Annotated in this window: 18 protein-coding genes and 1 pseudogene; 6 read left to right on the forward strand and 13 right to left on the reverse strand. The window is 59.8% G+C overall.

Annotated features, from left to right (window positions below):
* Positions 1–7: 7 nt before the first annotated feature.
* From J4E42_RS15465 to J4E42_RS15475, 3 genes are read left to right on the forward strand one after another with little or no spacing between them, the layout of a single operon-like run.
* Positions 8–1,111 (forward strand): efflux RND transporter periplasmic adaptor subunit, encoded by a 1,104-nt coding sequence (locus J4E42_RS15465; protein WP_207285573.1) that lies wholly within the window; start codon positions 8–10, stop codon positions 1,109–1,111.
* A complete protein-coding gene (locus tag J4E42_RS15470) occupies positions 1,108–2,175 on the forward strand; it encodes an efflux RND transporter periplasmic adaptor subunit (RefSeq protein WP_008032507.1) in 1,068 nt (355 codons plus the stop codon). The genes J4E42_RS15465 and J4E42_RS15470 overlap by 4 nt, the downstream gene beginning before the upstream one ends.
* On the forward strand, positions 2,172–5,225 hold the full coding sequence (locus J4E42_RS15475) for an efflux RND transporter permease subunit (protein WP_008040210.1): 3,054 nt from the start codon (positions 2,172–2,174) through the stop codon (positions 5,223–5,225). Before J4E42_RS15470 ends, J4E42_RS15475 begins: the two co-directional genes overlap by 4 nt.
* 99 nt (positions 5,226–5,324) lie before the next feature.
* Here J4E42_RS15475 and J4E42_RS15480 read toward each other — a convergent pair whose 3' ends face one another.
* Both J4E42_RS15480 and J4E42_RS15485 read right to left on the reverse strand, forming a co-directional pair.
* Positions 5,325–5,954 (reverse strand): bifunctional 2-polyprenyl-6-hydroxyphenol methylase/3-demethylubiquinol 3-O-methyltransferase UbiG, encoded by a 630-nt coding sequence (locus J4E42_RS15480; protein ID WP_192226708.1) that lies wholly within the window; start codon positions 5,952–5,954, stop codon positions 5,325–5,327.
* 171 nt (positions 5,955–6,125) lie between these two features.
* Positions 6,126–6,475 (reverse strand): annotated as a pseudogene (locus tag J4E42_RS15485) (hypothetical protein).
* A 509-nt stretch (positions 6,476–6,984) separates the two neighbouring features.
* On the opposite strand from J4E42_RS15485, the gene J4E42_RS15490 reads away from it, so the two are divergent.
* Complete coding sequence (locus J4E42_RS15490; RefSeq protein ID WP_207285574.1) at positions 6,985–9,774, forward strand: RHS repeat protein; 2,790 nt, start codon at positions 6,985–6,987, stop codon at positions 9,772–9,774.
* A 77-nt stretch (positions 9,775–9,851) separates the two neighbouring features.
* Here the strand turns inward: J4E42_RS15490 and J4E42_RS15495 are convergent, their stop codons facing one another.
* The 11 genes from J4E42_RS15495 to J4E42_RS15545 form a co-directional block, all read right to left on the reverse strand.
* On the reverse strand, positions 9,852–10,496 hold the full coding sequence (locus tag J4E42_RS15495) for a methionine ABC transporter permease (RefSeq protein WP_008032501.1): 645 nt from the start codon (positions 10,494–10,496) through the stop codon (positions 9,852–9,854).
* Positions 10,486–11,607 (reverse strand): methionine ABC transporter ATP-binding protein, encoded by a 1,122-nt coding sequence (locus J4E42_RS15500; RefSeq protein ID WP_207285575.1) that lies wholly within the window; start codon positions 11,605–11,607, stop codon positions 10,486–10,488. Before J4E42_RS15500 ends, J4E42_RS15495 begins: the two co-directional genes overlap by 11 nt.
* Before the next feature lie 2 nt (positions 11,608–11,609).
* Entirely contained in the window at positions 11,610–12,419 is an 810-nt protein-coding gene (locus J4E42_RS15505; RefSeq protein WP_008032494.1) for a MetQ/NlpA family ABC transporter substrate-binding protein, read from the reverse strand.
* Between the two features lie 120 nt (positions 12,420–12,539).
* Complete coding sequence (locus J4E42_RS15510; RefSeq protein WP_207285576.1) at positions 12,540–13,898, reverse strand: LLM class flavin-dependent oxidoreductase; 1,359 nt, start codon at positions 13,896–13,898, stop codon at positions 12,540–12,542.
* Positions 13,898–15,091, reverse strand: coding sequence for an SfnB family sulfur acquisition oxidoreductase (locus tag J4E42_RS15515; protein WP_207285577.1), 1,194 nt, complete (start codon positions 15,089–15,091; stop codon positions 13,898–13,900). Before J4E42_RS15515 ends, J4E42_RS15510 begins: the two co-directional genes overlap by 1 nt.
* A gap of 23 nt (positions 15,092–15,114) precedes the next feature.
* On the reverse strand, positions 15,115–16,356 hold the full coding sequence (locus J4E42_RS15520; protein WP_207285578.1) for an SfnB family sulfur acquisition oxidoreductase: 1,242 nt from the start codon (positions 16,354–16,356) through the stop codon (positions 15,115–15,117).
* 388 nt (positions 16,357–16,744) lie between these two features.
* Positions 16,745–17,509 carry a hypothetical protein gene (locus tag J4E42_RS15525; RefSeq protein ID WP_207285579.1) on the reverse strand — a complete coding sequence of 255 codons (765 nt, stop codon included), beginning with the start codon at positions 17,507–17,509 and terminating at the stop codon, positions 16,745–16,747.
* 475 nt (positions 17,510–17,984) lie between these two features.
* Positions 17,985–18,740 (reverse strand): L-cystine ABC transporter ATP-binding protein TcyN, encoded by a 756-nt coding sequence (tcyN, locus tag J4E42_RS15530; protein WP_008032484.1) that lies wholly within the window; start codon positions 18,738–18,740, stop codon positions 17,985–17,987.
* Between the two features lie 4 nt (positions 18,741–18,744).
* Positions 18,745–19,410, reverse strand: coding sequence for a cystine ABC transporter permease (gene tcyL / locus J4E42_RS15535; RefSeq protein WP_008032482.1), 666 nt, complete (start codon positions 19,408–19,410; stop codon positions 18,745–18,747).
* Positions 19,410–20,210, reverse strand: a complete 801-nt coding sequence (tcyJ, locus tag J4E42_RS15540; RefSeq protein ID WP_008032479.1) for a cystine ABC transporter substrate-binding protein — start codon at positions 20,208–20,210, stop codon at positions 19,410–19,412. The genes tcyL and tcyJ overlap by 1 nt, the downstream gene beginning before the upstream one ends.
* A 307-nt stretch (positions 20,211–20,517) precedes the next feature.
* Positions 20,518–21,510 carry a D-cysteine desulfhydrase gene (locus J4E42_RS15545; RefSeq protein ID WP_008032477.1) on the reverse strand — a complete coding sequence of 331 codons (993 nt, stop codon included), beginning with the start codon at positions 21,508–21,510 and terminating at the stop codon, positions 20,518–20,520.
* Positions 21,511–21,702: 192 nt separating this feature from the next.
* Between J4E42_RS15545 and epsC the strand changes: the two genes are divergently transcribed.
* Positions 21,703–22,629 (forward strand): serine O-acetyltransferase EpsC, encoded by a 927-nt coding sequence (gene epsC, locus J4E42_RS15550; RefSeq protein WP_008032476.1) that lies wholly within the window; start codon positions 21,703–21,705, stop codon positions 22,627–22,629.
* A 424-nt stretch (positions 22,630–23,053) separates the two neighbouring features.
* Positions 23,054–25,009 carry a choline transporter BetT gene (betT, locus tag J4E42_RS15555; RefSeq protein ID WP_177318889.1) on the forward strand — a complete coding sequence of 652 codons (1,956 nt, stop codon included), beginning with the start codon at positions 23,054–23,056 and terminating at the stop codon, positions 25,007–25,009.
* Positions 25,010–25,011: the final 2 nt, after the last annotated feature.

The following is a 25,011-nucleotide window of genomic DNA, read 5'->3' on the forward strand; positions in this document are numbered from 1 at the left end:
AGTCTGCATGGCTGGTCCCGGATTGAAAAGAGTGGTTGGCCTGAGTCTTCTTGTCCTGCTGGGGGCCTGCGGGGAAAAACCCCAGGTCGAAAAGGATCGTCCGCGGGTGTTCGTGCAAGTCGTCAACGCCGCGAATTACGCCGCGTCCGTGACCCTCACCGGTGATGTTCAGGCGCGCGTCCAGACAGAGCTGTCGTTCCGTGTCGGTGGCAAGATCATCCAGCGCTCGGTCGATGTCGGTGACCGGGTGTCGGCCAAGCAAGTGCTCGCCAGGCTCGACCCGAAAGACCTGCAAACCAATGTCGACTCGGCCCAGGCGCAGGTCGTCGCCGAGCAGGCGCGGGTCAAACAGGCCGCCGCCGCCTTCGTCCGCCAGCAAAAACTCCTGCCCAAGGGCTACACCAGTCAAAGCGAGTTCGACTCCGCCCAGGCCGCATTGCGCAGCAGCCAGAGCGCGCTGACGGCTGCCCAGGCGCAACTGGCCAACGCCCGCGAGCAACTGAGTTACACCGCGCTGATCGCCGACGCGCCGGGAGTGATCACTGCCCGGCAGGCCGAAGTCGGCCAGGTGGTGCAGGCCACGATGCCGATTTTCAGCCTGGCGCGCGACGGTGAGCGCGACGCGGTGTTCAACGTCTACGAGTCGCTGCTGACAGAGGATCCTGAGGGCAAAACGATTGTGGTGAGCTTGCTCGATAACCCGGCCATCAAGACCACAGGCACGGTTCGGGAAGTCACCCCGGCCGTTTCCGCGCAGACGGGTACGGTGCAGGTCAAGGTCACCCTTAACGGTCTGCCGGAAGGCATGCAGCTTGGCTCGGTGATCAGCGGCACGGCGAAGACGCCGAGCAAAGCCGCAATCGAACTGCCATGGTCGGCGCTGACCAAAAACCTCAGCGAACCGGCCGTGTGGCTGGTGGATGACGAGGGCAAGGCGCAATTGCATACGGTGACGGTGGGTCGTTACCTGACCGGCAAAGTCATTATCAGCGATGGCCTGAAGGGCGGCGAAAAAGTCGTCATTGCCGGCGGTCAGTTGCTGCACCCCGGCGTCAAAGTGGAAATCGCCGAAAACACCTACAAGGATTTAGCAGCGGGAGCCCAGCCATGAAGCGCGTGTTGCTGGTGTTCGCCGGAATGCTGCTGGTGGCCTGCTCGAAAGAAGAACCGCCGCCAGAGCCGGTGCGTCCGGTGCTGTCGATCAAGGTCCAGGCGTTGGGCGAGGAGAGTCTCGGCCGCTTCGCCGGCAGCATTCAGGCCCGATACGAAACCAATGTCGGCTTCCGCGTACCGGGGCGCATCGCCAGTCGCAACGTCGATGTCGGCGCCGAGGTCGAGAAGGGCGCCTTGCTCGCGACCCTTGATCCCACCGATCAGCAAAACCAGCTGCGCTCGGCTCAGGGCGATCTGGCGAAGGTTCAGGCACAACTGATCAACGCCCAGGCCAACGCCCGGCGTCAGCAGGAACTGTTCGATCGCGGGGTCGGTGCGCAGGCGCAACTGGACATCGCCCAGACCGATCTGAAAACCACTCAGGCCTCCCTCGATCAAGCGAAGGCGGCGGTCGATCAGGCCAAGGACCAACTCGATTATGTCGAGTTGCGCACCGACCACAAAGCCATCGTCACCGCGTGGAACGCCGAAGCCGGGCAAGTGGTGACCGCCGGCCAGCAAGTGGTGACCCTGGCGCAGCCGGACATCAAGGAAGCGGTAATCGACCTGCCCGACACGCTGGTGGATCAGTTGCCCGCGGATGTGGTGTTTCAGGTCGCCGTGCAACTGGAACCGAACATCACCACCACCGCCATCGTCCGCGAAATCGAACCCCAGGCCCAGAGCGCCACCCGCACCCGTCGCGCCCGCCTGACCCTGACTGACACACCACCGGGGTTTCGCCTGGGCACGGCAATCAGCGTCACCCTCAGCTCTGCGATCAAGCCACGAATCGAGTTGCCCCTGACCGCGCTGCAAGAGGTCGATGGCAAATCGCGGATCTGGGTCATCGACCCTCAGACCCAAACCGTTTCCCCGCGTGACATCAGCCTGATCAGCCGCACCGATTCCACCATGGTCCTGGCCAGCGGCGTGAAGTCCGGTGAGCGTGTCGTAAGTGCCGGTGTGAACAGCCTGAAGCCTGGGCAGAAAGTGAAAATCGATGAGGACAGCCCACAATGAAAGGGAGTTTCAACTTATCCGAATGGGCCCTCAAGCATCAGTCGTTTGTCTGGTATTTGATGTTCATCGCGCTGCTGATGGGCGTGTTCTCGTACATGAACCTCGGCCGCGAGGAAGACCCCTCGTTCACCATCAAGACCATGGTCATCCAGTCCAGCTGGCCGGGTGCGACCCAGGAAGAAACCCTCAAGCAGGTCACCGACCGCATCGAGAAAAAGCTCGAAGAACTCGACTCCCTCGACTATGTGAAAAGCTATACACGGCCCGGTGAGTCCACGGTCTTCGTGAACCTGCGCGACACCACCAGCGCCAAGGACATCCCGGAAATCTGGTACCAGGTGCGCAAGAAGATCAACGACATTCGCGGCCAATTCCCCAAGGGCCTGCAAGGGCCTGGGTTCAACGACGAATTCGGTGATGTGTTCGGCTCGGTGTACGCCTTTACTGCTGACGGCTTGTCGATGCGCCAGTTGCGCGATTACGTCGAGCAGGTCCGCGCCGAGATCCGTGAAGTGCCGGGGCTGGGCAAGGTCGAGATGGTCGGCGAGCAGGATGAAGTGCTCTACCTGAACTTCTCCACCCGCAAACTGGCGGCGCTGGGCATTGATCAGCGTCAGGTCGTGGATAGCCTGCAATCGCAAAACGCGGTGACGCCGGCCGGGGTCATTGAAGCCGGTCCAGAGCGGATTTCCATTCGCACCACAGGTCAGTTCGCGTCCGAGAAAGACCTGGAAAACGTCAACCTGCGGCTCAACGATCGTTTCTATCGCCTGGCCGACATTGCCGACATCAGTCGGGGTTATGTCGACCCGGCGACCCCGGAGTTTCGCTACAACGGCCATCCGGCCATCGGCCTGGCCATTGCCATGAAGAAGGGCGGCAACATTCAGGATTTCGGCAAGGCGCTGCACCAGCGCATGATCGACCTGACCGCCGATTTGCCGGTGGGCGTCGGTGTGTACAACGTTTCCGACCAGGCCGCCGTGGTGGAAAAAGCCGTTGGCGGCTTCACCAGCGCGCTGTTCGAAGCGGTGGTGATCGTGCTGGTGGTCAGCTTCGTCAGCCTCGGCGTGCGCGCCGGGTTAGTGGTCGCGTGCTCGATTCCGCTGGTACTGGCGATGGTCTTCGTCTTCATGGAATACAGCGGCATCACCATGCAGCGGATTTCCCTCGGCGCGCTGATCATCGCCCTCGGCCTGCTGGTGGACGACGCGATGATCACGGTCGAGATGATGGTCACCCGGCTGGAGATGGGTGAAACCAAGGAGCAGGCGGCCACGTTCGCCTACACCTCGACCGCGTTCCCGATGCTCACCGGTACGCTGGTGACGGTGGCCGGTTTTGTACCGATTGGCCTGAACGCCAGTTCGGCGGGCGAGTACACCTTCACGCTGTTTGCGGTGATTGCCGTGGCGATGCTGGTGTCGTGGGTTGTCGCGGTGTTGTTCGCGCCGGTGATCGGCGTACACATCCTCAGCGCCAACGTGAAACCTCACGATGAAGAACCTGGTCGCATCGGTCGCGCCTTCAATTACGGCATGCTCTGGTCCATGCGCAATCGCTGGTGGGCCATCGGCATCACCATTGCCTTGTTCGTGGCGTCGGTGTTTTCCATGCAGTTTGTACAGAACCAGTTCTTTCCGTCCTCGGACCGGCCGGAAATTCTCGTCGACCTGAACCTGCCGCAAAACGCTTCGATTGCCGAAACCCGCAAAGCCGTGGACAAGCTCGAAGCAACGCTCAAGGACGACCCGGACATCGTGCGCTGGAGCACCTACATCGGCGAAGGCGCGATCCGTTTCTACCTGCCGCTCGACCAGCAATTGCAAAACCCGTACTACGCGCAATTGGTCATCGTCAGCAAGGGCCTGGAATCGCGAGAAGCCCTGAGTCAGCGTTTGCGCGAACGCTTGCGCAAGGATTTTGTCGGTATCGGTAGTTACGTCCAGGCGCTGGAAATGGGCCCGCCTGTCGGGCGGCCGATCCAGTACCGGGTCAGCGGCAAGGACATCGACCAGGTGCGCAAACATGCCATCGCCCTGGCCACCGAGCTGGACAAGAACTCGCACATCGGCGAGATCATTTACGACTGGAACGAGCCGGGCAAAGTCCTGCGCATCGACATCGCACAGGACAAGGTGCGGCAACTGGGATTGTCATCGGAAGACGTGGCCAACCTGATGAACAGCATCGTCGTCGGTGCGCCGGTGACGCAGGTCGATGACGATATCTACCTGATCAACGTCGTGGGCCGCGCGGTGGACGCGGAGCGCGGTACGCCGGAAACGTTGCAGAACCTGCAGATCGTCACGCCCAGCGGCACCTCGATTCCGCTGCTGGCTTTCGCCACCGTGCGCTATGAACTTGAGCAGCCGCTGGTGTGGCGTCGCGACCGCAAGCCGACCATCACCATCAAGGCTGCGGTGCGCGACGAGATTCAGCCGACCGATCTGGTCAAGCAACTGAAGCCGGAGATCGACAAATTCGCCGCCGCTTTGCCGGTGGGCTACAAGGTCGCCACGGGCGGTACGGTTGAGGAAAGCGGCAAGGCCCAAGGGCCGATTGCCAAGGTGGTGCCGTTGATGCTGTTCCTGATGGCGACCTTCCTGATGATTCAATTGCACAGCGTGCAGAAGCTGTTCCTGGTGGCGAGCGTCGCGCCGCTAGGCCTGATCGGCGTGGTGCTGGCGCTGATTCCCACCGGCACGCCGATGGGCTTCGTGGCGATCCTGGGGATTCTGGCGCTGATCGGCATCATCATCCGCAACTCGGTGATTCTGGTGACGCAGATCGACGCCCTGGAGAAAGAGGGGCTGTCACCGTGGGATGCGGTGGCGCAAGCCACGGAACACCGTCGCCGGCCGATTCTGCTGACGGCTGCGGCGGCGAGCCTGGGGATGATCCCGATTGCCCGGGAAGTGTTCTGGGGGCCGATGGCCTACGCGATGATCGGCGGCATCATCATCGCAACGTTGCTGACGCTGCTGTTTTTGCCGGCGCTGTATGTGGCCTGGTACAAGATTCGCGAGCCGAAAAAAGAGGCCCGGTAAAGCAGAGCGCTTCGCGCTCTAATCGCGAGCAGGCTCGCTCCCACAGGGAAATGCGGTCTCCTGTGGGAGCGAGCCCGCTCGCGATGGCGTCCGACCTGACTACTCAGATTTACGCCAGACACTCGCCAACCAAGGCTGCTGCTCCCGCGGCAGCCCCGCCGGCCGGTAGTAATGCTCCAACTCCACAAACCCCGCCGCGGTCAGCAAATCCTGCCACGCCTGAAGATCGTGATAAGCCCCATACCGCGGCCCATTCCACCCCTCCTGATTCTCACCACGCGGATTGGAACTGAACAACACCCCACCGGGCCTCAACGCCCCGCGCAATTCCTTCAACACCCGTGGCAATTCCTGACGCGGAATATGAAACAGCACCGCGTTGGCAAAAATCCCGTCAAAGCGTTCAGCCGGCAAATCAAGCTTCAGAAAATCCTGCTGCCACACCTCGCAACCACTGTCTTCACGCGCCATTTGCGCAAACTTTTCCGAACCGTCGAGGCCGACCGCGGTGTGGCCCATGCGCGTGAACGTCTGCAAATCCCGACCCGGCCCGCAGCCAAAGTCGAGGATGTCGAACGGCGGCTCACCCTGGATATGCCGCAGCAATGCGTCGATGTTCTGGCTGACATCGTGATCACGCGTCCCTTCGCGAAAACCTTCGGCCACCGAGTTGTAATGACCGAGGGTGGTGGAGGTGATTTTCTCAAGGTCGTCTGGGGTTTGTTTCATGGCGGGCTGCGCAGGCAATTGGGATTCGCCGAATATACGCCATCAGGTCCGGGGCTGCTTCGCAGCCCATCGCGAGCAGGCTCGCTCCTACAGGTTTCGCGTGATCTTCTGGATGGTTAGAAACCTGTAGGAGCGAGGCTTGCCCGCGAAGGCGATTTAACTGCCGGCCGATTATTCAGGCCGGTTTCCGGTGTGCTTCATCCCCAGACATTCAATGGACCGGTAATTTCCAGCAAATGCCAAATAGAGAACACCATGGCCCTGTCGGCACCTTTTAGTTGATCGCCACACCGATAAGCGGTGACCGAGGCGCAGCGCAGAAGGTCGGCGACATAGAGTTGCGTGTCTTCGAAGTTCACGTCCTGGCTGACGTTGTAGAAGCGCAGTTCGTCCGGCGCGCCGGTATGTTCGCGGGTGAGGTAAAAATCGATCGCGTGGTAAAGCGCTGAGCGACCTTTAAGCGGATCGTCGTTGTCTTTGCTTGAGGATTCGGGAGGTGGATCGGGGACTGGTTTTTTCACTTGTGTTGCTCCTATTGATACATGGGAGCCGCCACTTTTCGCCTACTAAAACGATGGGTGGCGGCTGCGCGCAGGTTAGTAGACCGGTCAATAGGCAAACCGGCGCACCCAAAGGTGCCCCACGCACAGCCACCATATTCAGCATCCGGCAAATTGCCAGACATGATCATGAACACACTATGCACCTATCGATCCGGGCTACTAATCCCGATCACTGATGAGCAGTGACGGACCGAGACTAGCCAGCGGATTTGCCAGGCGCAAGCGTGCGGAATCATCTAGGAAACGTCCTGCAAATGAAAGGGATTGGCCTTGTAGGAGTGCTGATTTCTCTGTGGGAAAACTTCCCGATTTGTAGTGAATTTCCTACCGCTAACCTTGATTCAGCGCTTGTTCAACCTCCGCCCCCCCCAACAGTCTCGGTGCGGCTACCTGTTACTTCTTACAGTATCGGCCCGACCAAAAAAGGCTCAGTCTTATCTCCACTCGAGCGAAGGACCGTCGATACCGTGAACGCTCACCCACACACACCGACGCTGTCGGTCATGGACCCGCGAGCCTTGGCAATTCGCGGCGTGGGCTATTGCCGGCACCCGGACGAGAGCGTCATTACTTCGCGCATCACCCGGCAAGGCTTCGATGCTGCGGGGCGTTTGGTCGAGTCGTGGGATCCCCGTTTATGGGCGTCTGCGCAGAAGCCGAATCTGACGACAATCCATGGGTTGAGCGGCCAGTCGTTGCAGACGGACAGCGTCGATGCCGGCTGGCAACTGAGCCTGTTGAATCAGGCCGGTTCGCTGCGATCGTTCTGGGACGCCAGAGGCAGTCAGCGTCACATCGCCTATGACGATCAGCAACGTCCGATAGCCGTCACTGAACAGGCCGCTGACGCACTATCGCGCATAGTCGAGCGATTGACCTACGGCAGCGCTGCCCCGGCATTCGCTGTGCATAACCAATGTGCAGCGGTGATCCGCCACGACAATCCAGCCAGTACCCTCTTCGTCACCGACTACGGTTTGGCCGGTTCGCAATTGAGTGAAAACCAATGCTTTCTGATCGACCTTGAACCACCCGATTGGCCCAGCGAGTTAGAGGCTCGGGACGCGTTGCTGGAAGATCAGTCGTTCGTCACGCGGCACGTCTTCTCTCCCTCGGGTGAGATTCAGCGTCAGACCGATGCCATGGGCAATCACCGTACCTTTACCTATGACGTGGCAGGCAAGCTGAGTGAAACCTGGCTGCTGATGGCTGGAGAGGGCAGACAACCGCAATGCCTGGTCAGCGACATTCGCTACAACGGCCACGACCAGGTCGAAAGCGAAATCGCTGGCAACGGTGTGAAAACGCAAGCCGAGTACGGTGCCGATGACGGTCGGTTGATTCGGTTGGTGGCCGCCGTCGGAAGTCAGAAGATGTTGCAGGACCTGAATTACACCTACGATCCGGCGGGCAACATCATCAAGCTGGAAGACAAGGCCCAAGCCGTTACCTGGTTCAACAACCAACGCATCGAACCGATCAATCGTTACCGCTACGACAGCCTGTCCCAACTTGTCGAAGCCAGCGGCTGGGAAGTCGCCAACTCAAGCCACGGACCCGCATTGCCGGACTTGCTGCCCACACCACTGGACCCCAATCAGCGACGTAATTACACCCAACGCTTCGAGTACGACGCGGCGGGTAATCTGATCACCCGCCACCATAGCGGTGCGCCCGGTTTCTCGATGTTCACCTCCGCCCGAAGCAACCGAAGTCTGGCACAGCGGGACGATGGTTCATTGCCCGGTGAGTCGGAAATCGAGTCAGGCTTCGATGCCTGCGGCAATCAGCTGGAGTTGCAGCGCGGCCAAACCATGACGTGGGACATCCGCAACCAGTTAAGCCGGGTGACCTTGGTCAAGCGCGGCGATGAACCCGACGATTACGAAGGCTACGCCTACGACCGCCCCGGCCATCGGCTGCGCAAAGTGCATTTCAACCGGACCAGTGGCCGCACAGGGCGTTCTGAAGTCCGTTACCTGCCCAACCTGGAAATCCACCGCCAGGCCGATGGCGAAGAGCGCCATGTCATCAGCGCCGAAGCAGGACGTTGCAGTGTTCGGGCCTTGCACTGGCCCGGCGGTGCCCATGCCGATCAACTGCGTTACAGCCTCTGCGACCACCTTGGTTCCAGCACATTGGAGCTGGATAACGAAGCAGGCGTGCTGACTCAGGAACACTATTACGCCTTCGGCGGCACCGCATGCTGGGCTGGTAAAAATGCGTTGGTGGCGAAGTACAAAACGATTCGCTATTCCGGCAAAGAGCGGGATGCGACAGGGCTCTATTACTACGGATTCCGGTATTACGCGCCGTGGTTGCAGCGTTGGATGTGCCCAGACCCGGCAGGAGACAAGGATGGGCTGAATCGCTATGCGATGGTGAGGAACAACCCGATTAATTTCTACGACTGGCAAGGCACGATATCGATTCCAGTCGATATTTTTATCGCCGATATCGTCAACCCAAGCAGTAAAACCATTTATAGCGGATGGTTCGAGGAGCTGATATGGAATCAAGAGAAAAACACGTTCATGAGAACCGACGCGGTTTATACCCGAGGAATGGACGTGATCAAGGGGGCGGATCCCGAGTGGGAGCCTTCTTCGAGCTGGCATGCCATTGCTGCATTTCGTGATCAGGGCGGCAAGCTGCATCTGTTTGCCAATATGTATTTTCAGCACATGGGCATCCAGCCCGAGATGGGCCTTCCAGTTTTTGCCGGACGGTTGAAAATCGACGAACACGATTCATCAAAATTCATCTTCGACAATCATTCCGGCCACTACAAACCCGAATCCTCAATTGACGTTGAGGCGATGATTCGCGAGATTGCTCCGCAGCAACAGTCAGTGAGCTATGCCCCGATTCCCGAGAGCTCGTCGTTTGATTCAACACTTCGAATCAATTCTATTGACTCGCCCGAAACGTATGAGCGCCTGGTGAACATGTACAAGCGAGATTTCAATGGCTTGATCACCTACCTGAAAGAACAAGGTGTCTGGGAAGCCGCCAAAGCGAAATTTGGCGAAAGTGAAGGCCTGAACATCATTTTCAAGATGGAGGCTGAAGGGAAGACTGCCCAGCAGATCTACAATGAAAAATCTATGTTGGGACTTGCCAAACCATTGGCTGAGCCCGTGCAACCGTCCATTGGCACCAGCCGAGTCACACGTCCACTCGTTCAGAATAAGACCAAAAAAACTTCATTTTTCCGATCTCTTGGCCACCGATTGGGTCAGTTATATGCGAAGTGACAGCTAGTTATTTATTGCTTGAACGGGAGGGGCAGGTGTTTGCGAACTGCTCCCCTCGTTGAGGTCCTTCATTTGCTTCAGCGCTTGTTCAACCCCCGAGCCAACCGATCCCCACCCAACTGAATCACCGCCACCAACACCACCAGCAACACAATCACCGTCAACATGATCTGGCTATCAAACCGCTGATATCCATACCGATAAGCAATGTCCCCCAACCCACCCGCCCCAATCGCACCGGCCATGGCCGACGAGTTGATCATGGTCACCAAGGTGATCGTGAAACCACCGACAATCCCTGGCAGCGCTTCCGGCAACAACACATGCCAGACGATGTGCCAACGCCGGCACCCCATCGCCTGCGCTGCTTCGATCAAACCGTAATCCACCTCACGCAAACTGACTTCGGCGATACGCGCAAAGAACGGCGTGGCCGCAATCGTCAGCGGTACTACAGCGGCCCAGACACCATAAGTGGTGCCGACGATGAGCCGGGTAAACGGAATCAACGCCACCATCAAAATCAAAAACGGAATCGAGCGGAACAGGTTCACGAACCCACCCAAGGCGCGGTTCAGCGCCGGTGCTTCGTAGATCCCGCCCTTGGAGCTGGTGACCAGAATCACCGCCAGCGGAATCCCCGCCAGCAGCGCGATCAATGACGACACGCCAACCATCAAAAACGTGTCGATGAAGCCTTGCAGCAACCGATCAAACCACATAACCCAGCACCTCCACCTGTTGCGCCCAGTTGCCGGCGCGCTGGCGTAGTTCCTCGGCGCCGAGCGGCGAGCCGGTCACCGCCAGCAGCAATTGCCCCAGCGCATGGCCCTGAATCCGTTCCACGCCACCTTGCAGCAAACGTACGCGACCGCCGAGGGCTGTAAACAACGCGGCCAGATCCGGTTCGTCGGTGGCGCTGCCGGTGAATTGCAAACGCAGGACCACGGCGGCGTCGGACGACTGTGGTTGCGCCTGGAGACGACTTTGCAGCTCCTGCGGCAATGCGTGTTGCAACGGCGCCAGTAAGGTCTTGCTGACCTCATGCTGCGGGTTGCCGAAGACTTCCCACACCGGGCCTTGCTCGACGATGCGGCCATGCTCCAACACCACGACGCGGTCGCAGATGTCGCGGATCACCGCCATCTCGTGTGTGATCAGCACGATGGTCAGGCCCAGGCGCTGATTGATCTCGCGCAGCAGGCCGAGGATCGATTGCGTGGTCTCCGGGTCCAGCGCCGAGGTGGCCTCGTCGCACAACAGAATCTCCGGGTCGTGCACCAGCGCGCGGGCGATGCCGACGCGCTGTTTCTGACCGCCGGAAAGCTGCGCCGGGTAGGCCTTGTGCTTCTCTTGCAGGCCGACCAGTTCCAGCAGTTCACGAACTTTCTGCTCGCGTTTTTCCTTGGGCACGCCGGCGACTTTCAGCGGCAACTCGACGTTCTGCCAGACGGTCTTGGCCGACATCAGGTTGAAGTGCTGGAAGATCATGCCGATGCGCCGACGCAGCGCCACCAGGCGGTCCTCGTCGAACTCGCCGATGTCCACCTGATCGATCAGCACACGTCCCGTGCTCGGTTGTTCGAGGCGGTTGATGGTGCGGATCAGCGACGACTTGCCGGCGCCGCTGCGGCCGATGATGCCGAACACTTCACCGCGCTGGATGGCCAGGTCGATGCCGTGCAGCGCCGCCACCGGACCTTGCTGGCCGTTGTAGGTTTTGCCCAGACCGATGAAGCGTACGTGAGCACGATTCAGGTCCGGGTGCAGTTCGGTCTGTTTAGCTTGCTGAGGCTCTGGAATATCCAGTCGCCGTTGGATCGCGGCCGTCATTCTCAGCTTTCCCAACCGGCTTGATAGAGTTTGCCGTGGGCCTTATCCAACGCTGCGCGAACGGCTGGCGAATGCTGGTAGATGTCGACGAATTTGATCAGGCGCGGGTCGGCTTTGTTTTTCGGCTGGATCACGAACTGGATCACGTATTCCTTGTGATCGAGGCCGTCGAACAACAGCGCGGAACCGGCATCGAAGGTCTTCGCCAGGCGGATGTAGGCTGGGTAGCCCTGCACCAGGTCGGCGTCGTCATAGGCGCGCACCAGTTGCACCGCTTCGACTTGCAGGATTTTGATTTTTTTCGGGTTGGCGATGATGTCTTCTTCGGTGGCCTTGTAGCCGACGCCCGGCTTGAGCGTGATCAGGCCGGCCTTGGCCAGCAGTTGCAGGCCGCGACCGCTGTTGATCGGGTCGTTGGCGATGGCGACGCTGGCGCCTTCCGGCAGTTCGTCGAAGCTTTTGTATTTTTTCGAGTAGAGGCCGACGTTGTTGATGATCCCCGGTGCGAACGGCACCAGGTCAAAACCGGCGGCAGCCTTGGCGTTTTCCAGGAACGGCACGTGCTGGAAGTAGTTCACGTCGATGTCGCCGGCGGCGAGGCTGACGTTGGGCGCGATCCAGTCGGTGAACTCGACGAGTTCGACTTTCAGGCCTTGTTTGTTGGCTTCTGCGACGGCGGCTTCCAGCGGGATGGCGAAGGCGGCGGTGGTGCCGACTTTCAGCGGCGCGTCGGCGGCGAAGGTGATGGAGCTGAAGAGGCCGAGGGCCAGGGCCAGTGCTTTGACTGGGTGAGAGAGGTAGTTCTTGGTCATGATGTTTTTTCCAGTCAGTGCATAAATTTGGGGTGTTTGGTCGGGCCTCTTCGCGGGCAAGCCTCGCTCCTACAAAGGCACTGCGATCCCCTGTAGGAGCGAAGCTTGCTCGCGAAGCTTTTAACGGCGAAACGCGGAGCCGGTGTGTTGCTCAGGCAAATGCGCCTCGGCGTGAAACAGCTTCTCCCGCAGGCTGCCGTCGTCATAAGCGGTCTTGTACGACCCACGACGCTGCAACTCGGGAATCACCAGTTCGATGAAATCCACATAGCTTTCCGGCGTGACAATTCGTGTCAGGTTGAAGCCATCCAGCCCGGTCTCGGCGATCCACGATTCCAGCTCATCGGCCACTTGCTCCGGCGAACCCACCACGGTGATGTAGCGGCCACCGAGGGCGTGTTGTTCGAGTAATTTGCGCCGGGTCCAGTCGTTGTTTTGCAGGTTTTTGGTTGCCGATTGAATCGCGTTGCTCTTCACGTACTGGATCGGTTCGTCGATGGCGTACTCGGAAAAATCGATCCCGGTCGATGCCGAGAAATGCGCCACGCCGGCCTCGGCACTGGCGTAGCTCAGGTATTCGGCGTGCTTGGCCCAGGCCAGCTCTTCGGTGGCGCCGACGATCACGTTCAGCCCCATGAACACCTTGATGTCCTCAGGATTGCGCCCTGCCTCGACGGCGCTGGCGCGCACCTTGTCCACCTGAACCTTGGTCGACGGTTTGTTCTGGCCGCTGATGAACACACACTCGGCGTGGCGCCCGGCGAACAGCAAACCGCGATCCGAACTGCCGGCCTGGAACAGCACCGGCGTGCGTTGCGGCGAAGGTTCGCAGAGGTGATAACCCTCGACCTGATAGAACTCGCCCTTGTGTTCGACCTTGTGCACTTTGTCGGGCTGCGCGTAGATCCGCTGCTGCGGATCGTTGAGCACCGCGCCGTTTTCCCAACTGCCTTCCCAGAGTTTGTAGAGCACTTCGAGGTATTCGTCGGCCTGGTCGTAACGACGGTCGTGCTCGACTTGTTCGCTCAGGCCCATGGCTTTGGCGGCGCTGTCGAGGTAGCCGGTGACGATGTTCCAGCCGACCCGGCCGCGACTCAGGTGATCGAGCGTCGACATGCGTCGGGCGAACAGGTACGGCGGTTCGTACGTCAGGTTGGCGGTCAGGCCGAAACCGAGGTTTTTCGTCACCGCCGCCATCGCCGAGACCAGCAGCAGCGGGTCGTTGACCGGCAACTGGATCGATTCTTTCAGCGGTACGTCCACCGAGTTCTGGTAGACGTCGTACACGCCGACGATGTCGGCGATGAACAAGCCGTCGAACAAGCCGCGCTCCAGCAACTGCGCCAGTTCGGTCCAATACTCGATGGTCTTGTATTGAGTCGAGGTGTCCCGTGGGTGCGTCCACAAGCCATGATTGATGTGCCCGATGCAGTTCATGTTGAACGCGTTGAGCAGGATCTTCTTTTTCTCACCGGCCATCAGATGGTCCCTCGCAACGGAGGGTTTTCATCGTTGAGGTAGTAGTTGCCCACGGCGTGATACTTCCAGCGCACCGGGTCGTGCAGCGTGTGCACCCGAGCGTTGCGCCAATGGCGATCCAGTCCGTGTTCGATCAGGGTCGCCTGGCTGCCGGCCAGTTCAAACAGCGTGCTGCCGGCGGCAAGGGAGATTTCGGTGCTGATGGCACGGGCTTCGGCGACGGCAATCGACGCGGCGGCAACGGTCTGTGCGTTGGTGTCGGCTTGAGCCTTGTCGAGGAATTCACCGGAGCGTTCCAGCAGGGCTTCGGCGGCGTGCAGACGAATGCTCAGGTGGCCGAAGCTCTTGATGGTCAGCGGATCTTCGATGGCTTTTTCATGCGTGGCGTCGATCCATGGCCGGGTTTTGGTCCGCACGAAATGCAGCGCGTCTTCATAGGCAGCGCGGGCGATGCCGGTGTCGATGGCGGCGTGAAGAATCTGCGCCAACGGGCCTACCGGGGTCGGGCGTTCGAAGGCGCTTTGAAACGGGATCACGTCTTCGGCGGCCACAAAGACGTCTTCGAACACCACCGAACCGCTGCCGGTGGTGCGCTGGCCGAAACCACTCCAGTCGTCGATGACTGTCAGGCCTTTGCTGTCGCGTGGTACGAATGCGAGTTGCTGCACGCCGTTTTCATCCACCACCGAGGTCGGGATGCGCTGCGCGTAGATCGCGCCTGTTGCGTAGAACTTACGGCCGTTGATGCGATAGCCGTCCCCGTCGCGGGTCAGGCTGGTGACGCGGTCGTGGGCGGTTTTGGTGCCGAGTTCGGCGAGCGCATTGCCGAAACGCTGGCCGGCCAGCACTTCTGCATAGAAACGTTTTTTCTGCTCGGTGCTGCCGTTCACGCGCAGCACTTCGAGGGCGTAAAAATGGTTCTGCGGAATTTGTCCTAGGGAGCCGTCCGCCTGGGCGATCAAGGCGATCACTTTGGCCAGTGTGACTTTGGAAACCCCGGCGCCGCCGTACTCTTTTGGCACGCTGATGCCCCACAGGCCCGAGCGGGAAAACACTTCCAGTTCGGGGTGCGGCAAACGGCGTTCACGGTCGCGCAGGGCGCTGTCGCGTTTGAAGTCTTCGGCCAGGTCACTGGCGACGATCAGGGCTTGCTCATCGCTGGTTATGACCGCGACGTGGTGAGAAATTGTCATGTGTTTCTCCAGGTGTCTGGTCGTTAAATCCAGGAGTGGCGAGCGGGGAGCGTGCCGTTGAGGTGATAGGCGCCGACGGCGTGATACTTCCAGCGCACCGGATCGTGCAGCGTGTGCACGCGGGCGTTGCGCCAGTGGCGGTCGAGGTTGAATTCGGCGAGGGTGGCGCGGCTCCCGGCCAGTTCGAAGAGCTTTTCGCTGGCCTGCAGCGAGATCTCGGTGGTCAGCACCTTGGCTTCGGCCACGGCAATCGAGGCTCGGGCGGCGGACTCGGCGGTGAGCGGCGCGGCGTTGACCTGATCGAGCACCTGCCCGGCTTTGCGCAGCAGCGCTTCGGCGGCGTGCAGTTCGATTTTCAGTTTGCCGATGTCGGCGATCACATAAAGATCATCGCTGGCGCGTTCGACCTTGGCGTCGATCCATGGGCGAGCGCGGGTTTTCACGAATTCGATGGCGTCGTCGATGGCGCCGCGAGCGATGCCGGCGTCGATGGCCGCTTGAATCAGCTGCGAGACGGCGCCCTGGATGTTCGGCTTGTCGTTGATCTTCCAGTTATCCACCACCAGCTCGGCGTCGACCCGCACGTTGTTGAGCAAAATGGTGCCGCTGGCGGTAGTGCGCTGGCCGAAACCGGACCAGTCATCAACGATCCGCAAGCCCGGTGTGCCGCGACGGACGAAGGCCAGTACTTGCTTGCCGTCGTCATTCAGCGCCTTGACTGCCACCCAGTGGGCAAACAGGGCGCCGGTGGAGTAGAACTTCTGCCCGCTGATGACAAATCCGTCGCCGTCGGCGGTGATCCGTGCCTTGAGTTCCAGGGTGTTTTTGGTGCCGCGCTCCGGCCCGGCATTGCCGATACGCCAACCTTCGAGCACGCTTTTGAACAGCTGTTTTTTCTGCGCTTCGGTCGCGCTGCCGAGCACCAGGTTGAGAATGCCGAACTGGTTCTGCGGGATCTGCCCCAGTGCCGGATCGGCTGCGGAAATGATCGCAAAAACATCGGCCAGGGTGACGAACGAAACCTGCGGGCCGCCGTATTCGCGAGGGATGGCAATGCTGCCCAGGCCGCTGCGGGTGAACTGTTCGATTTCCGACCACGGCAGCTTGCGCTGACGGTCGCGTTTAGCCGCTTGTTGGCGGGCGACCTGCGCCAGCTCATGGGCGGCCTTGATTGCTTGTGCGTCGTTGCGCAAAACCTGCGCGGGCAACAACAACGGGGCGATGTCCAGATCACTCTGGACGATTGCATCTGCCAGACTGGACATCAGTGCCGCTCCTTGGCTGCTGCACGCAATGCCCTGGCGATCTGCACTGGGGTGATTGTGTTCCGGACCATACCTACCTCACATCTCATGGAACGCCGCGATGGATGCGGCGAAGTAAAAACAAGAATGTCCGGTGGTCCGGTTTATATACCCTAAGCGTGTATAAAAATTAAATAAACTAACTTTTAGGAATATGGATAGAAGTGTGTCGTGAGCAACTGTACGCAGGGCAACACTTTGTTCTTGTAGCAACAGAAACACCCAGCGATCGGCTTTTGTAGGAGCGAACGGTGCGGCGATCCGACTTGCTCGCGAAGAACGATAACCCGGTGTGTCAGAACCGACGCCTTCGCGAGCAAGCTTCGCTCCTACAAGGGGGGGGCAGATCTCAATTTTTTCGGGGTTCGGCGGCCATAAGTACTTCCCTCTGCGGGATTTTGAGATAGGGATTGGCACAACCAATCTTCAACGTACGCGCCGGCGCCCAGCGAGAGTTATTACCCACGCGGTCGAGGATGCAGTAGGTCACTTCCAGCCGCAGGTCTTCGCCGGCTTCAAGAATGATCGCCGGCGGCACCCAGACCTGAATCGGCTGGCCCACATCGCCGGCCTTGAGCCGTGGCAGGTCCATGCGCACATCGCCCCAGCGCAGGGTGATTTCATCGTCGATGGCCATGTTCAGGTACGGCTCGATGGTCAAGGGAACGCCGCGCTTGATCTGGTTCGGGTTGACGCCCTGACGGCGGATGGTTTCGGGAATGCTCACCGGCGCCAGGCTCTGGATTTCATCGCCGTACAGGGCAGAGGGCTGGCCTCCCGGGCAGTCGAGTTTGACCTGCACGCGGGTTGTCGGTGACAGCGCTGGCCCATGGCCGACCTGCATCAGCCGGTAGTGAATGCGAGAGGAGCCGTTGGCGATGAAGCTTTGCGGCACGCGCAGGCTGACGGATTTGCCGACGTCCAGGGTGTTCAGCACCCTGGAGGCCACGTAGCAGTTGTCCCAGAACAGTTCGATCAAGTCGCCTTCGTCCATGCCGGGATAAGGCGCGACGGCAATCAGCAGGTGAGAAGCCGAGGTGATGTTGATGCCGCTCCGGTGGGATTGCTCCACGGTCGGTGCCGCAAGTTCGGGTTTTTTCGAAATATGTTTCATGGGTTTCTCCTTGAAGTCTTGCAGCGAAGTCCGTTTCTGAAAGAACTGATTGGCCGAGCCACAAATGACTCATTACTTGCGTATGAACAACGATTGAACGTGATGAGTTCGTTTGCCGGAGACTAGATAAGAGTGCGCTGGAATAAGTGTCAATAGAGTTGGTTAGTTAAGTAACGAATCTTTCGTTATTCAGAAAGCTCCTACGCTTTCAGGTCCGGAAGCCGCATCGACTTGTCGAACATACCCACCGAATCAGCGGTTTTTGCGGTGGGAGGCGCCGGTTGTTCGTGTGGCAGTGCGCAAGTGTTTTGTGGATTTTAGGCGAGGATAATCTGTCGCAGGACATATATATGTACCGCGCGCGATTATTGAAAGAGGGATAAATTGTAAGAGTGGTTTGAGTGGCGGTTGAGGGGGGATATGAAATTTCGATGTAACTTCCATCCGTGGAAGTTTATATCGCTGTTATGGCTGCTCAGTGTTGAGCGTTGTTCAGGAACTTGCTGAGAAACTGTTTTGTCCGTTCTTCTTTCGGATGGGCAAACAATTCTTTGGCTTCGCCTTGCTCGACAATCACACCCTTGTCGAAAAACACCACGCGGTTGGCCACGTCGCGGGCAAAGCCCATTTCGTGGGTCACGATGACCATGGTGCGCTTCTCCTCGGCGAGGCTGCGGATGGTCGCCAGCACTTCCCCCACCAGCTCCGGATCGAGTGCCGAGGTGGGTTCGTCGAACAGAATCACTTCCGGTTCCATCGCCAGCGCACGGGCAATCGCCACACGCTGTTGCTGTCCACCGGAAAGGCGTCGCGGGTACGCGTCTTCCTTGCCTGCCAGGCCAACCCTGGCCAGCAGCTTTTTACCCAGGGCAACGGCTTCGGCGTGCGCGATCTTCTTGACGATGATCGGGCCTTCGATGACGTTTTCCAGGGCGGTGCGATGCGGGAACAGGTTGAAGTTCTGGAACACGAAGCCGACGTGCTGACGCAAGCGCCGCACCAGGCTCTGCTGCTGGTTCAACGGGCGGCTGCCATCGATCTCGATGTCACCGACCTTGATCCGGCCGCTGGAGGGTTCTTCGAGAAAATTCAGGCAACGCAGGAACGTGGTTTTCCCCGAGCCGCTCGGCCCGATGATTGCCACTACCTCGCCTTCCTTCACTTCCAGATCAATGCCGTTAAGCACTACTTGACCCTTGAACTGCTTTGTCAGTTTTTCCACGACAATCATGGGGTCAGGACTCCTGGTCGTGCCGATTGACCCGCTCTTCCAACTTGTTCTGCAGGTGCGAGAGCACCGTGGCCAGAACCCAGTAGATCAGCGCGGCGGCAAGATACATGGTGAAAATTTCGAAAGTCCGGGCGGTAATCAGCTGCGCCTGACGGAACAGTTCCGGCACCTGAATGGTGGCGGCCAGCGCCGTGTCCTTGACCAGCGAGATGAAGCTGTTGCCCAGCGGCGGCAATGCCGTGCGCATCGCTTGCGGCAGGATGGCCCGGCGCAATGTCTGCGCGCGGGTCATGCCGATACTCGCGGCGGCTTCCCACTGGCCACGCTCGATGGAGCTGATCGCGGCACGCAGGATTTCGCAGGCGTACGCGGCCATGTTCAGCGAGAAGCCGATCAGGGCCGCCGGCAGCGGATCAAGTTCGATACCCAGTTGCGGCAAGCCGTAATAGATCACGAACAGTTGCACCAGCAACGGCGTGCCGCGAAAGAACGACACGTAGATGCGGGCCAGCCAGCTCACCAGTTTGAAGCGCGACAGGCGCATCAACGCCAGGCCGAACCCCATCACCAGGCCGAAAAACATCCCGCCCAGGCTGAGGATTACCGTGTAGTACGCGCCCTTCAGCAGGAAGGGCGCGGAGTCCAGCGCAAGTTGGAAAGCCTCTCCCATTATTTGGTGACGTCAGCGCTGAAGTATTTTTCCGAAAGCTTTTTCAGCGTACCGTCGGCACGCAGCTTGTCGATGGCCTTGTTCACTGCTGCCAGCAACTCAGGCTCGCCTTTGCGCAGGGCAATACCGGCTTCCTGACGGGAGAACGCTTCGCCGGCGGCGGAAGTGTCCTTGGCCTTCTTGGCGTATTCCAGCGCGGCGAGGCGGTCGATCAGGATGGCGTCGGTGCGGCCGTTACGCAGGTCTGCGAACTTGCTCGGATCATCTTCGTAGGTGCGCACGTCAGCGGTCGGCACGTTGGCTTTAACCCACTGCTCGTAGTTGGTGCCCAGGCCTACGCCGACTTTCTTGCCAGCCAGGTCGGCGGCAGACTTGATGTTCAGCTCGGCAGCTTTTTTGGTCAGCACCAGCGCCTGAATCCCGGAAATGGTGTACGGCTCGGAGAAGTCATACTTCTTCTTGCGCTCTTCGGAGATGGTCACCTGGTTGACCACTGCGTCCAGACGCTTGGATTCCAGCGCCGCGAGGATGCCGTCCCATTTGGTCGGTTGCAGTTTGACCTTCACGCCCAGCTCTTTGGCCAGGGCTTCGGAGAACTCGACTTCGAAGCCGGTCAGTTTGCCGTCGGCGTCAACGAAGCTGAACGGTGGGTAAGTGCCTTCCAGGCCGACGTTGATCACGCCAGCGTCCTTGATTTTTTGCAGTTGCTCACCGGCAACCGCTTGCCCCAGCAGACCGGCGCTCAGCGCCAGGCCCAGCGAACCCACCAGCAGATTTCGACGTAGTGCGGAAAAATTCATGACAAGCCCCTGTGATTTCTTATGAAGACGCTTTTAGGAATGTTGGCAAAATCGGGATTTGGACGACTGCGATATCCTGCCCTAAAGCAGCGTATGCGTCTCGCTGCAAATTCGCCTGCGGCGTGACTATATGATGGCGCTTATAGATAGGAAAATAATAAATATTGCGTTTGTTATTCTTTAAAGGAATATGTGTCGGTTAGACCGCTATCGCCGGCAAGCCGGCTCCTACAGGGGCGTGCACGATTTTTTATTCAACACGAACCCTGTAGGAGCCAGCTTGCTGGCGATAGAGCGCGCAGCGCTCTCAGAACGCCGAATCGTAGGCAAACAACGCCGGCGCCCCACCGGTGTGCAGGAAAATGATCGGCCCCTCATCAAAACGCTGACGCCCAATCCCGTCCAGCAACCCCGCCATCGCCTTGCCGGTATACACCGGGTCCAGCAACAGGCCTTCCTGGCTCGCAACCAGTTTTACCGCCGACAACGTCCCGGCATTCGGCTCGCCATAGCGCGGGCCGAAATATTCGTCCCACAACTCGACTTTGAAGCTCGCTGGCAGGCTGACGCCCAACAGCGCTGCGGTACGCTCGGCGAGGCCTTGAACCTTCGGCCGCTGATCTTCTTCGCTGCGCGAAACCGTCACGCCAATCACTGGCAAATCCGGCAGTGCTTCGCTCAACGCGAGCGCCAGGCCGCTGTGGGTCCCGGCGCTGCCCGATGCCAACACGACTGCGGCGAAGGTCAAGCCGGTGTCCTTGATCTGTTCGGCCAGTTCCAGCCCGGCGCGCACATAACCCAGAGCGCCCAACGCATTGGAGCCTCCAATCGGCACCAGATACGGCTTTTTGCCGTTGCTGCGCAGGCGTGCGGCCAATGCTTCCAGTTGCTCGTCAGCGTTGTCGAGGTTGTCCACCAGCTCGACCTTGGCATCGAACAGGTCAAGCAGCAGCCGATTGCCGTTGCCGACATAGTTGGCGTCTTCGGTGCCCAAAGGATTTTCCAGCAACGCTACGCATCCCAGGCCCAGTTTGGCGGCGAGGGCGGCGGTCTGGCGCACGTGGTTGGATTGCAGCGCGCCGGCGGTGATCAGCGTGTCCGCGCCCTGGGCCAGCGCATCGGCTCCCAGGTATTCGAGTTTGCGCAGCTTGTTGCCGCCCATCGCCAGCGGCGTCAGGTCATCGCGTTTGACGTACACGTCGCGGCCCAGCCAGGCTGACAGGCGTTCGAGTTTTTCCAGAGGGGTCGGGTGGCCGAGCAGATCGAGGCGGTCAAAACGGGCGAGCTGTTGTTTGATCATGGGTCCGTACTGGCGGTGGGAGATGTCAGGACTATAGGCACGCCCAAATGCATGGGCAACCGGCAAGATTACTTATAGCCAAAAGTGCTGAGCACAGCACAATCAGTTCTTAATTCGGTTTCCAGACCTTGCCGTAAAGTAATCGCCGTCAGTGCGGCCAGACAGTCCGGCCGCCCGTGTGGAGTTTTTACCGTGAGCGAGCGTTCCAGCCATTGGCAATTGCAGACCATCGTCAGCCAACTGCGCACGGCGCGCGACGAGTGGCGTGCGCAAAACGGCCGCGCCAGCGGCGAGCAGGGTGGCCGCGAGTTGCCTTCCCGAGCGGCCATGGCGGAGATTCTTGAAGCGTTGTGCGGGGCGTTGTTCCCGATGCGTCTGGGGCCGGTGGACCTGCGTGAAGAGAGTGAAGATTTCTACGTCGGTCACACGCTTGATGTCGCGTTGAATGCATTGCTGGGGCAGGCACGGCTCGAACTGCGTTACGCCGCCCGCCACAGTGCCTCGGCCGACACTGAAGTCGAAGCCAAAACAATCCAGATCATCCAGGACTTCGCACTCGCCCTGCCGGGCCTGCGCAGCCTGTTGGACACCGATGTGCTGGCGGCCTATCACGGTGACCCGGCGGCCCGCAGCGTCGATGAAGTGCTGCTGTGCTATCCGGGGATTCTGGCGGTGATTCACCATCGCCTCGCCCACCATTTGTACCGTGCCGGGCTGCCGCTGCTGGCGCGGATCAGTGCAGAAATCGCGCATTCGGCGACGGGTATCGACATTCACCCGGGCGCGCAGATCGGCCGCAGTTTCTTCATCGATCACGGGACCGGCGTGGTGATCGGCGAGACCGCGATCATTGGCGAGCGTGTGCGGATCTATCAGGCCGTGACCCTGGGCGCCAAACGCTTCCCGGCGGATGAAGACGGCCAGTTGCAGAAGGGCCATCCGCGGCATCCGATTGTTGAAGACGATGTGGTGATTTATGCCGGCGCGACCATTCTGGGGCGGATCACCATCGGCAAGGGTTCGACCATTGGCGGCAATGTCTGGCTGACCCGCAGTGTGCCGGCAGGGGCCAACCTGACGCAGGCGAATTTGCAGCACGATGATGGGACGCAGAAGTAAGGCCCGGGATCTCTAGCAATAATTCTGACGCCATCGCCGGCAAGCCGGCTCCTACAAAGTTTGTGCCGTACTCGGGATTACCGTTCGACATAAAACCCTGTAGGAGCCGGCTTGCCGGCGATCGGTTTCAAGCCGATCCGAGATAACGGCATCCACCCATTTCCCCACTGAACACCCCCCCAAACCCCACGTCATACCCATCCTTGAGCTAGCGTACGAACACGACCGCCGAGCCCTGCGATTAGTCCTTAGCCCCCTATCCATGTTTAACTTGAACGCTCATTCAAGTTAAACCGTCGGTTTGCTGCCCGCTCACAACAGGAGGCTTGCCCTTGCCGAGTCCGTTATTGATTGCCCGGTTTCACCCCCTCGAGGTGCACCTTTCATGAGTGCATCTTCCACCCCCGCCAGCGGCCAGATCCGCATGAATCCGCCGGTGTTTTACTTCGCGGCGACCTTTATTTTTCTGTTCGGCATCGTCGTTATCGCCATGCCTGAACAAGCCGGCGCCTGGCTGTTGCAAGCGCAAAACTGGGCGGCCAATACGGTCGGCTGGTATTACATGCTCGCGATGACGCTGTATCTGGTCTTCGTGGTGGTCACCGCCTTGTCCGGCTACGGCAAGATCAAGCTCGGTGCCGACCACGACGAGCCCGAATTCAGCTACCTGTCCTGGGCCGGCATGCTGTTCGCCGCCGGGATCAGCATCACGCTGTTCTTCTTTTGCGTGTCCGAACCATTGACCCATCTGTTGCAACCGCCGCAAGGCGAGGCCGGCACAGCGGACGCGGCGCGCCAGGCGATGCAGATTCTGTTTCTGCACTGGGGCCTGCACGGCTGGGGCGTGTTTGCCTTCGTCGGCATGGCGCTGGCCTACTTCGCGTACCGGCACAATCTGCCGCTGGCCTTGCGTTCGGCGCTGTACCCACTGATCGGCAAACGCATCAACGGCCCGATCGGTTATGCGGTGGATGGCTTCGGCATCATCGCCACAGTGTTCGGCCTCGGTGCCGACATGGGCTTCGGCGTGTTGCACCTCAACTCGGGCCTGGATTACCTGTTCGGCATCGCTCACACCCAGTGGATTCAGGTCGGCCTGATCACGCTGATGATGGGCGCGGCGATCATCGTCGCAGTGGCCGGCGTCGATAAAGGCGTGCGGGTGATGTCCGACATCAACATGCTGCTGGCCTGTGCGCTGCTGCTGTTCGTGTTGTTCGCCGGCCCTACGCAGCACCTGCTCAATACCCTGATCCAGAACCTCGGCGACTACCTCGGCGCCTTGCCGATGAAAAGTTTCGACCTCTACGCCTACGACAAACCCAGCGACTGGCTGGGCGGCTGGACGGTGTTCTACTGGGCGTGGTGGATCGCGTGGTCGCCATTCGTGGGCCTGTTCATCGCACGGATTTCCCGTGGCCGCACCATCCGCGAATTCGTCTTCGGCGTGCTGTTGATCCCGCTCGGTTTCACCCTGGCGTGGATGTCGATTTTCGGCAACAGCGCCATCGACCAGGTGCTCAATCACGGCATGAGCGCGCTCGGCATGTCGGCCATCGACAACCCATCGATGACTCTCTACTTGCTGCTGGAAACCTACCCGTGGAGCAAAACCGTGATTGCGGTCACGGTGTTCATCAGCTTCGTGTTCTTCGTCACCTCGGCCGATTCCGGCACCGTGGTGCTGTCGACGCTGTCTGCCAAGGGCGGCAACCCGGATGAAGACGGGCCGAAATGGCTGCGGGTGTTCTGGGGCGCGATGACCGCGCTGGTCACCAGTGCGCTGCTGTTCTCGGGCAGCATCGATGCGCTGAAGTCAGCGGTGGTGCTGACTTCGTTGCCGTTCTCGATGATCTTGCTGCTGATGATGTGGGGGTTGCACAAGGCGTTTTACCTGGAGTCGCAAAAGCAGATCGCGCAGCTGCATTCCCTGGCGCCGGTGTCCGGATCGCGGCGCGGCGGTTGGCGTCAGCGTTTGAGTCAGGCTGTGCATTTCCCGTCGCGGGATGAGGTCTATCGCTTCCTCGACACGACGGTGCGCCCGGCGATTGAAGAGGTGTCGGCGGTGTTCGTCGAGAAGGGTTTGAACGTGATCACTCAACCCGATCCGGCAAACGACAGCGTCAGCCTGGAAATCGGTCACGGCGAGCAGCATCCGTTCATCTATCAGGTGCAGATGCGTGGCTACTTCACGCCGTCATTCGCCCGTGGCGGCATGGGTCCCAAGCAACTCAACAATCGCCGTTATTATCGGGCCGAAGTGCACCTGAGCGAGGGCAGTCAGGACTACGATCTGGTGGGCTACACCAAGGATCAGGTCATCAACGACATCCTCGATCAGTACGAGCGGCACCTGCAGTTTTTGCATCTGGTGCGTTGAGC

The sequence above is a fragment of the Pseudomonas sp. FW300-N2A2 genome (assembly GCF_017351735.1).
Lineage (GTDB): Bacteria > Pseudomonadota > Gammaproteobacteria > Pseudomonadales > Pseudomonadaceae > Aquipseudomonas > Aquipseudomonas migulae.

Coding starts and splice junctions, on each gene's coding strand:
- J4E42_RS15465 (WP_207285573.1), top strand. CDS start 8: ATGGCTGGTCCCGGATTGAAAAGAGTGGTTGGCCTGAGTCTTCTTGTC.
- J4E42_RS15470 (WP_008032507.1), top strand. CDS start 1,108: ATGAAGCGCGTGTTGCTGGTGTTCGCCGGAATGCTGCTGGTGGCCTGC.
- J4E42_RS15475 (WP_008040210.1), top strand. CDS start 2,172: ATGAAAGGGAGTTTCAACTTATCCGAATGGGCCCTCAAGCATCAGTCG.
- J4E42_RS15480 (WP_192226708.1), bottom strand. CDS start 5,954: ATGAAACAAACCCCAGACGACCTTGAGAAAATCACCTCCACCACCCTC.
- J4E42_RS15495 (WP_008032501.1), bottom strand. CDS start 10,496: ATGTGGTTTGATCGGTTGCTGCAAGGCTTCATCGACACGTTTTTGATG.
- J4E42_RS15500 (WP_207285575.1), bottom strand. CDS start 11,607: ATGACGGCCGCGATCCAACGGCGACTGGATATTCCAGAGCCTCAGCAA.
- J4E42_RS15505 (WP_008032494.1), bottom strand. CDS start 12,419: ATGACCAAGAACTACCTCTCTCACCCAGTCAAAGCACTGGCCCTGGCC.
- J4E42_RS15510 (WP_207285576.1), bottom strand. CDS start 13,898: ATGGCCGGTGAGAAAAAGAAGATCCTGCTCAACGCGTTCAACATGAAC.
- J4E42_RS15515 (WP_207285577.1), bottom strand. CDS start 15,091: ATGACAATTTCTCACCACGTCGCGGTCATAACCAGCGATGAGCAAGCC.
- J4E42_RS15520 (WP_207285578.1), bottom strand. CDS start 16,356: ATGTCCAGTCTGGCAGATGCAATCGTCCAGAGTGATCTGGACATCGCC.
- J4E42_RS15525 (WP_207285579.1), bottom strand. CDS start 17,509: ATGAAACATATTTCGAAAAAACCCGAACTTGCGGCACCGACCGTGGAG.
- tcyN (WP_008032484.1), bottom strand. CDS start 18,740: ATGATTGTCGTGGAAAAACTGACAAAGCAGTTCAAGGGTCAAGTAGTG.
- tcyL (WP_008032482.1), bottom strand. CDS start 19,410: ATGGGAGAGGCTTTCCAACTTGCGCTGGACTCCGCGCCCTTCCTGCTG.
- tcyJ (WP_008032479.1), bottom strand. CDS start 20,210: ATGAATTTTTCCGCACTACGTCGAAATCTGCTGGTGGGTTCGCTGGGC.
- J4E42_RS15545 (WP_008032477.1), bottom strand. CDS start 21,510: ATGATCAAACAACAGCTCGCCCGTTTTGACCGCCTCGATCTGCTCGGC.
- betT (WP_177318889.1), top strand. CDS start 23,054: ATGAATCCGCCGGTGTTTTACTTCGCGGCGACCTTTATTTTTCTGTTC.